This window comes from Frankia sp. CgKIO3 (genome assembly GCF_977946435.1).
In genome coordinates, this window is sequence record NZ_CDWTMO010000198.1 from 1 (window position 1) to 6,530 (window position 6,530).

General features: G+C 67.0%; 12 protein-coding genes. 5 read left to right on the plus strand and 7 right to left on the minus strand.

The window, feature by feature from the left end; translation table 11 throughout:
- Window positions 1-181: hypothetical protein (locus tag AC08OJ_RS17545; RefSeq protein ID WP_476596304.1), on the plus strand; the 181-nt coding region annotated here is incomplete at its 5' end.
- Window positions 182-185: 4 nt separating this feature from the next.
- On the opposite strand, the gene AC08OJ_RS17550 is transcribed toward AC08OJ_RS17545, so the two are convergent.
- The 4 genes from AC08OJ_RS17550 to AC08OJ_RS17565 all read right to left on the minus strand — a co-directional run bounded on the left by AC08OJ_RS17550 (window position 186) and on the right by AC08OJ_RS17565 (window position 2,131).
- Entirely contained in the window at window positions 186-620 is a 435-nt protein-coding gene (locus AC08OJ_RS17550; RefSeq protein WP_462187110.1) for a type II toxin-antitoxin system VapC family toxin, read from the minus strand.
- Between the two features lie 18 nt (window positions 621-638).
- Complete coding sequence (locus AC08OJ_RS17555; RefSeq protein WP_462203318.1) at window positions 639-884, minus strand: FitA-like ribbon-helix-helix domain-containing protein; 246 nt, start codon at window positions 882-884, stop codon at window positions 639-641.
- Window positions 885-1,354: 470 nt separating this feature from the next.
- Window positions 1,355-1,492, minus strand: coding sequence for a hypothetical protein (locus AC08OJ_RS17560; RefSeq protein ID WP_476594301.1), 138 nt, complete (start codon window positions 1,490-1,492; stop codon window positions 1,355-1,357).
- Window positions 1,493-1,549: 57 nt separating this feature from the next.
- Window positions 1,550-2,131, minus strand: coding sequence for a TetR/AcrR family transcriptional regulator (locus AC08OJ_RS17565; RefSeq protein ID WP_476594300.1), 582 nt, complete (start codon window positions 2,129-2,131; stop codon window positions 1,550-1,552).
- Between the two features lie 156 nt (window positions 2,132-2,287).
- Between AC08OJ_RS17565 and AC08OJ_RS17570 the strand changes: the two genes are divergently transcribed.
- Entirely contained in the window at window positions 2,288-3,196 is a 909-nt protein-coding gene (locus AC08OJ_RS17570; RefSeq protein ID WP_476596305.1) for a TIGR03620 family F420-dependent LLM class oxidoreductase, read from the plus strand.
- 74 nt (window positions 3,197-3,270) lie between these two features.
- Here AC08OJ_RS17570 and AC08OJ_RS17575 read toward each other — a convergent pair whose 3' ends face one another.
- Together AC08OJ_RS17575 and AC08OJ_RS17580 are read right to left on the minus strand one after the other, a co-directional pair.
- Complete coding sequence (locus AC08OJ_RS17575) at window positions 3,271-3,426, minus strand: hypothetical protein (RefSeq protein ID WP_476596307.1); 156 nt, start codon at window positions 3,424-3,426, stop codon at window positions 3,271-3,273.
- A gap of 361 nt (window positions 3,427-3,787) precedes the next feature.
- Window positions 3,788-4,636 carry an NAD(P)H-binding protein gene (locus AC08OJ_RS17580; RefSeq protein ID WP_476596308.1) on the minus strand — a complete coding sequence of 283 codons (849 nt, stop codon included), beginning with the start codon at window positions 4,634-4,636 and terminating at the stop codon, window positions 3,788-3,790.
- An 89-nt stretch (window positions 4,637-4,725) separates the two neighbouring features.
- Here AC08OJ_RS17580 and AC08OJ_RS17585 point away from each other — a divergent pair, with 89 nt between their 5' ends.
- Together AC08OJ_RS17585 and AC08OJ_RS17590 are read left to right on the plus strand one after the other, a co-directional pair.
- Window positions 4,726-4,884, plus strand: coding sequence for a hypothetical protein (locus AC08OJ_RS17585; RefSeq protein ID WP_476594296.1), 159 nt, complete (start codon window positions 4,726-4,728; stop codon window positions 4,882-4,884).
- Window positions 4,885-4,930: 46 nt separating this feature from the next.
- Entirely contained in the window at window positions 4,931-5,203 is a 273-nt protein-coding gene (locus AC08OJ_RS17590; protein WP_476596310.1) for a MarR family winged helix-turn-helix transcriptional regulator, read from the plus strand.
- A 102-nt stretch (window positions 5,204-5,305) separates the two neighbouring features.
- On the opposite strand, the gene AC08OJ_RS17595 is transcribed toward AC08OJ_RS17590, so the two are convergent.
- A complete protein-coding gene (locus AC08OJ_RS17595) occupies window positions 5,306-5,494 on the minus strand; it encodes a hypothetical protein (protein ID WP_476594295.1) in 189 nt (62 codons plus the stop codon).
- Window positions 5,495-5,656: 162 nt separating this feature from the next.
- Here AC08OJ_RS17595 and AC08OJ_RS17600 point away from each other — a divergent pair, with 162 nt between their 5' ends.
- Window positions 5,657-6,508 carry an AlbA family DNA-binding domain-containing protein gene (locus tag AC08OJ_RS17600; RefSeq protein ID WP_476596309.1) on the plus strand — a complete coding sequence of 284 codons (852 nt, stop codon included), beginning with the start codon at window positions 5,657-5,659 and terminating at the stop codon, window positions 6,506-6,508.
- Window positions 6,509-6,530: the final 22 nt, after the last annotated feature.

Below are 6,530 nucleotides of genomic sequence, written 5' to 3' on the forward strand. Positions count from 1 at the left end.
CCAGGGGGTCTACGCCGCGCTCAGCCATCTCGACGCGGTGCGCGCCGACATCGGCGGCTGGGAGACGGCGGCACGGACACAGCGCTCGGCACCGCCAGGACGTCGTAGCGCCCGTCCACCGACGCGGCGGCAAAGACCACAGATCCTCGTAGTGCCGCTGGCCATGGGCGACGTCGGGTGATGGTCTACTCGGCGGGCAGTACATCGGCCTCCCAGGGGTTGACCAGCTCCAAGCCCAGGCCGGTGAAGTCGCTGGTGTTGCGGGTAGCCAGGACGGCAATGCGGGATCGACAGATAGCCGCGATCTGGGCGTCGAAGCCGCTGATCGGAGTCCCGGCTTGTTCACGCTCGACCACGAGGCTGGCGTAGTGGCGGGCCGCCGTGACGTCGAAGGGCAGGACTCTGTCCTGGAACGCCGAGAAGACATCGTCCGCGGCTGCCATCAGCAACTCGCGGCGGCGACCGGATGGCAGTCGGACGATGCCGTAACGGACCTCGGCCACGCTTATCGAGGTCGTGTTCAAGGCGTCACCGGGTCGGCTGGTTACCCACCTTACGACGCGATCTGCTGGTACTGCGCGCATGAGCTCGGAGATGACATTGGTATCGAGAACGATCATTCTGAGGGTGGCACCCGGTCACGTGAACAGGTCCGCTGCCCGCGGTGCCTGTGTCCGCGCTGGCAGCTGGAGGTCGACGCCACCAAGCGCGCCGAACCGGGCGAGCAGGGTCTGAGCGAAACCGGCAGCATCCTCGGGCTCGCTGACCGCCTCGGTGAGGATCGCACGGATCTCGGCCTCCATCGAACGGCCGTGGTGCGCCGCACGTATGCGCAGTCGCTCCCGCACACCGTCATCGAGGTCTCGGATGCTGACCGCCGCCATTGGGACCACCTCCTGATAGCAATGCTAGCACGGGCGGACCCCGGCGGCACCGTCGCGCCGCCGGTCAGATAATCATGCGGCTACTGCTGGCTGTTCGAATATCAGGTCGGTTCCGTCGACGGTGGTCGACACTCCGATCGGGAAGGTGGGCAGCGGGTCGGTGTGACCGCCTTCGACGTGCGCGAGGACGGGATAGCTGCCGGCGGCCACGTGGTGCAGGACGAGGCGGTGATAGTCGTTGCTGGTGTTGTCGTCGAACCGGTAGGGGCAGATAGGGCTATCAGCGGTGCTGTGATCATTGGAACGCGCGCGTCAGCTGGAGGAAGTCGCAGGCTTCGTCATCGGACTGGCATTCGCGGCTTTGACCCCGCTTCCTCCGTCCCCCGCGTCCCGACGGGAACCCTGTCCGCATGGCGAACGGGTGGACGACCGACCCGGACGACCGGACCCGCAATATGGACAGTCCGCGATCAGGCGGACGCAGACCGTCCCATCCCACTCCATGTTTCCGAGACCGGCTGGTCCAGCACCATCCCAATGAGCCGCGCCAACGGATCGTTCGTCAGCAACTCGTCCGCTTCGTCGATCTGGCTCAGATGCAGCCCCACGACGTCACCGTAGCGCCCCAGCCCGCTACTCCGGTGGCGACCGGCGTCCGCCCCGCATCAGCTGTGGTCAATTGCCGACCCGCCAGGGCTGTGAAGACCCTCCAACACGAGGGTCAGCAGGCGGTCTGCCGTCGCAGTTCCAGGAACTGTGGTCACTGTTTGCTCGCACGCCCACGCGAGTCCACTGACCACGGTGAACAGTTCGACGGCGTCAAGATCCACGCGCATCGCGCCAGCCTCCTGCGCGCGGGCCAAGAGAGACGTCCCAGCCTTGCGCATGCTCTCGCAGGCCGCGTGAAGCGGGGTCGACGTGTCCCGCAGGGTCCGTAGGAGCGCGGCCGCGAGCCCTCGATAGGCGCCGGTGAACTCCATGAATTCTCGTAGCCAGATCGTCAGCGCTGGACCCGGCGATGAATCTACCGAGAGTTCGCGCGCCCGCGCGGTCAGATCATCGAAACGCTCATGGAGCACCGCTTCGAGCAGGGCCTCCCGCGTCGGGAAGTGGCGATAGAACGTCCCGATGCCGACTTCGGCCTGGCGGGCGATTCCTTCCAGGGAGGCCCCGGTGCCGTGCTCGATGAACGCGGCACGCGCATGCGCCAGCAACTTCTCGCGGTTGGCTCTGGCATTCGCACGCATGGGCCGCGTCTCAGCCACCCCGCCCGATCGCCTTCCCTTCGCAGCACATAGACGGAAGCTACCTCCTCCCCAGACACCTTGCCGGAGGCAGCCTCCGGTATGTTCGACGCGACCGGAGGGTACCTCCGGCAGGTGGAGCGACAGAAGGGATCGGCAATGAGCATCTCGGAGGTCCGCCGACGCCTGGGTCGGTTCGGGGTATGGCTTCCCCCGTTCGTCCTGCTGAGTAGTCCAGTTGCCACCCAGCACCAGGATTTCGCCCGGATCGAGCGGCTGGGGTACGGGTCGGTGTGGAGCGGGGAGACGCCGCCAGGCGCACCGGCCACCGGTCGCGAGGCGTTTGCGCAGCACGGGCTGATGCTTGCCTCAACTGATCGGATCATCGTTGGCACGGGCATCGCGAACATCAGCACCCGCGCCTCGGGCGCGATGCACACCGGCGCCGCGACACTGGCCGAGGCCTATCCTGGGCGATTCCTCCTCGGCCTCGGTGGCCAGTCCGGCGAACGACCCCTTTCCCACCTGCGTGATTATCTCGACGCGATGGACGAGGCCGCTGCGCACCTTCCGCAGCTGCCAGCTCCGCGATACCCACGCGTCCTCGCCACCCTCGGACCGCGCGTGCACCGGCTGGCTCGCGAGCGCGCCGACGGCGTCCACCCGTTCCTGCAGCCGGTGGCGCACACGGCGGCCGCCCCCGCCGTGCTGGGCCCCGACCCGTTGGTCATCCCGCACCAGGCCATGATCCTTGAGCGCGATGCGCAGGCCGGCCGGACCTGGCTGCGGACCATCTTCGATCTCGGCGTGGATGCCCCTGACTCCCCCTACACCAGGAACTACCGCCGGCTCGGCTACAGCGAGGCAGACATGGCTGAACGCGGCGACAGCCTGATTGACGACGTCCTCGCCTGGGGCGACGAGACCGCTGTCGCGGCAAGGCTCATCGCCCACATTGATGCCGGCGCCGACCACATACTCGTGAACCCGTTCGCCCCCGATCTCTCCCAAGCAGTCGACCAGCTCGAGCGCCTTGCCCCGCTGCTGAGGCTGGACGCCCAGAGCTGAGCGGAGGGCAGGAGGCGAAGCACCAGGCGGCTCTTTGCTCCGGCGGCCGCAGAGCGGCACGCGACGCTTCATGGTCAAGCAGGCACGAAACGATCCGTCCCGCTCCATCCTTCCGAAACCGGCTGATCCAGCACCATCCCGATCAACAGCGCCAACGGGTCGTTCGTCAGCAGCTCGTCAGCCTCGTCGATCTGGCTCAAGTGAAGTCCCACCGTCATCACGATAGCCACAGGCCCAGCCGTCGATCCGCTGGCCAGCACAGCGCGGTCGACGTCGTCCGTACTGTCGTGAGTCGCTGACCGAACGGCTACGTGAGCGCATCGCTGGGCGGACGCCCGCGCAGCAGCGCGATGTCGGCAAGGCAGCCCCACCGAGCGCCAAGCTCACCGCCAGATCCGTCAGCACCTTCGCGATCATGCCCCGCCGCCAGCGCTCGTCACGGCGCCAGTGCCGCCACCCAGCCCGGACACCCGAACCGTCTCGGAGCAGCAACCCATCCGCCGATGACACGACATCCCGCCCGCGACAATGTCGACACGGACAGACCCAGACGCACGACGGCGAACAGGGCAGTTCGGCCCGAGGCAGGGGTCAGCCGCGCTGGAAGGCGCTCCGGTGGGCTTCGAGCCAGGAGCGCAACGACCGGGCCGGGTGACCGGTGATCCGCTCGACCGTGTTGGTGACGGGGGCGGTCTGGCCGATGGTCGCCGCGGCCACGTCGAGCAGCGTTTCCAGGATCGGACGGGGAATTCGGCCCTGGTCGAGGTCCAGTGCCTCCTCCCGGGTCACGTCCTCGACGGTGACGTCGGCACCGAGCACGTCGCCGATGATCGCGACCGCGTCCCGCAGGCGCATCGGCTCCGGTCCCGTGAGGATCTGCATCCGGGAACGGAAGGTCTCCTGGGTAAGGAGGTGGGCGGCGACCTCGGCGATGTCGTCGGGATGGATCGGCGTGACAGGGGCGTCCGCGAACGCCATCGCGACCCGTCCGCTGGTCTGGATCTGATCTGCCCAGTCGCGCCGGGTATTGGTCGCGAGCCAGCTCGGGTAGAGCACCGTGTGCGAGAGACCCGACTCGGCCACGGCCCGCTCGATCCCGCGGTGAATTTGCCCGATGGGCCGGTCGAACTCCCCGACCTCGTAGGCCGCCGGCGAGGACAGCAACACCACGTATTGCACGCCCGCGTCCACGGCCGCCGCCACGAAGGCCTCGACAGTACCGATCACCGGATAGAGGAAGACGGTCTCGACCCCTCGCAGCACCTTCGCCGCCGACGGCCCGGGGTCGGCGAGGTCGAGTTCGGCCAGCTCGACGCCGGCGGGCAGCCGTAGGCTCGTCGCATCACGGGACGAGCCACGAACTGGGTGGCTCGACCCGGCCAGCGTGGCGACCAGACGCGACCCGATGTTCCCGCTGGCGCCTGTGACAAGGGTGGTCATGACTCTCCGATCACGCAGGTGCTACATCTGAGATTACCTTTGGATGCAAAGTATCTTTGGTTAAAAAGGCAAAGGAGGCGAGGAGGACCATGTCAAGCCGGAGCGAGGACGAGCTCGATGTGGACCAGGCTGTCCGCGCGCTGTTGCTACTGATGCCGCAGCTGGTCGGGCGGGCGAAACGGACGCCGCCGCCCGCCGAGCTCGCCGGCCTGGCGCTCGGCCCACGGCACCTGTCCCTGCTCTCTTAACCTGCTGCTTGACGGCCCCACCACCGTCAACGCACTGGCCACACGGCTGGAAGTCGCGCCCACGACCGTCAGCCTGATGGTCGCCGACCTGGACCACGCCAAGATCGTCGAGAGGCACGAGGATCCCGGCGATCGCCGACGCCGGATCGTCAGTATCGCCGCCACGGGCCGCCCCGTGATCGAGGGATGGCTCGGCTCGGGCACCCGCGCCTGGCGGGAGGCGCTCCAACCGCTGACCCCGGCCGAACGCCACCTGGTCGTCAGCACCCTGCGCGCCTACGAACGCGCCGCCAGTGAGGGCGCCTCCGACCCGAGTTGAGTACGACACCACAATGCCCGCGGTGCGCGCCGAGAAGCTGACACGGTCGCCGCTGTGATCTCTGGCTCCGGCAGGCGCGGGCCGGAGCCAGGCCCCACGCGGTCAGACGGGCATGGAGCCGCCCGTCCCGCTCGTTCTTTCCGACATCCGCTGGTCCAGGACCATCCCGATCAGCGGCGCCAACGGATCGCTGGTCAGCAGGTCGTCTTCCTCGGCGATCTGGCTCAGGTGCAGGCCCATGGCCGACACCTCCTTGGCGGCAAGCCAGACCCCGTCGATCGTGCACGTCATGGGCACTAGCCGCCGCTCCAACGCCAACCACAGACGGACGCAGAGCCGGTCCGGCGCCTGCCCCCAGGACCTGGATGCAGGGTACCTGACACAGCCTAACAAGGCTTCTACAGCCTCACAACATCATGCTAGGCTGTGTCAGGCTCACTGGGAGGCTGACACATGCAGGCAGCAGAACTGGCCGAGTTGGTTGCCCCGCTTCGCCGGATCGGTCGCGACGACGCAGGACTTGAGGTCAAGCTGGCGTCAACCGACAAACTGCCCAATGAGACCGCACAGACCCTGTGCGCATTCGCAAACACTCCAGGCGGAGGCACGCTGATCTTAGGCCTCGACGAGGGACGCGGGTTCGCGACCACCGGTTGCGAGTACGCCGCGAAGCTTTCCGCCGACATCGCGGGACTGTGTCGAGATGCCCTCCATCCACCCCTCGTGCCGCTGATCAGCCTGCCGCAGTTCGAGGACAGGACCCTTGTCGTCACCGAGGTGCCGGAGCTCGACGCAGCAGACAAGCCCTGCTACCTGCGGAGCAAGGGGCAGCCAAACGGTTCATATATCCGCATCTCGGATGGAGATCATCGGCTCTCGTCGTACGAGGTGAGCCAATTATTGATCAACCGGGGCCAGCCGACGTTTGATCGGGAGCCCGTCGAAGAAGCCAGACGAGTCGATCTGGACGACGAACTCGTCACGGATTTTCTGCGGGAGCTTCGCCGGTCCCGACCGACGTTGGCACGCCGGGACGACGATGATCTGCTCCATCGGTGCGGCGTGCTGGTCAAGAGCGCGCTAGATACCCAGCAGCTTGTGCCATCGCTGGGCGGGCTCCTCGCGCTCGGCCATGATCCGCAAAGTTTCGATGCGTTGCGCGGATGCGCGGTTACGGTGACCGTTTACCCAACGAAACGCAAGGGAGAGCCCGGTCCAGACGGCCAACGATTCCTGGACGACAAGATTCTGGAAGGGCCGGCCCCGATCCTCCTCGAGGAGGTTTTTAGATTTGCATTGAAATAACTTGATTATTCTATGTCGGGTC

Bases quoted from the DNA above. Each gene is read 5' to 3' on its own strand.
- AC08OJ_RS17550 (WP_462187110.1), bottom strand. From the start codon at position 620: ATGATCGTTCTCGATACCAATGTCATCTCCGAGCTCATGCGCGCAGTA.
- AC08OJ_RS17555 (WP_462203318.1), bottom strand. From the start codon at position 884: ATGGCGGCGGTCAGCATCCGAGACCTCGATGACGGTGTGCGGGAGCGA.
- AC08OJ_RS17565 (WP_476594300.1), bottom strand. From the start codon at position 2,131: ATGCGTGCGAATGCCAGAGCCAACCGCGAGAAGTTGCTGGCGCATGCG.
- AC08OJ_RS17570 (WP_476596305.1), top strand. From the start codon at position 2,288: ATGAGCATCTCGGAGGTCCGCCGACGCCTGGGTCGGTTCGGGGTATGG.
- AC08OJ_RS17580 (WP_476596308.1), bottom strand. From the start codon at position 4,636: ATGACCACCCTTGTCACAGGCGCCAGCGGGAACATCGGGTCGCGTCTG.
- AC08OJ_RS17585 (WP_476594296.1), top strand. From the start codon at position 4,726: ATGTCAAGCCGGAGCGAGGACGAGCTCGATGTGGACCAGGCTGTCCGC.
- AC08OJ_RS17595 (WP_476594295.1), bottom strand. From the start codon at position 5,494: ATGACGTGCACGATCGACGGGGTCTGGCTTGCCGCCAAGGAGGTGTCG.
- AC08OJ_RS17600 (WP_476596309.1), top strand. From the start codon at position 5,657: ATGCAGGCAGCAGAACTGGCCGAGTTGGTTGCCCCGCTTCGCCGGATC.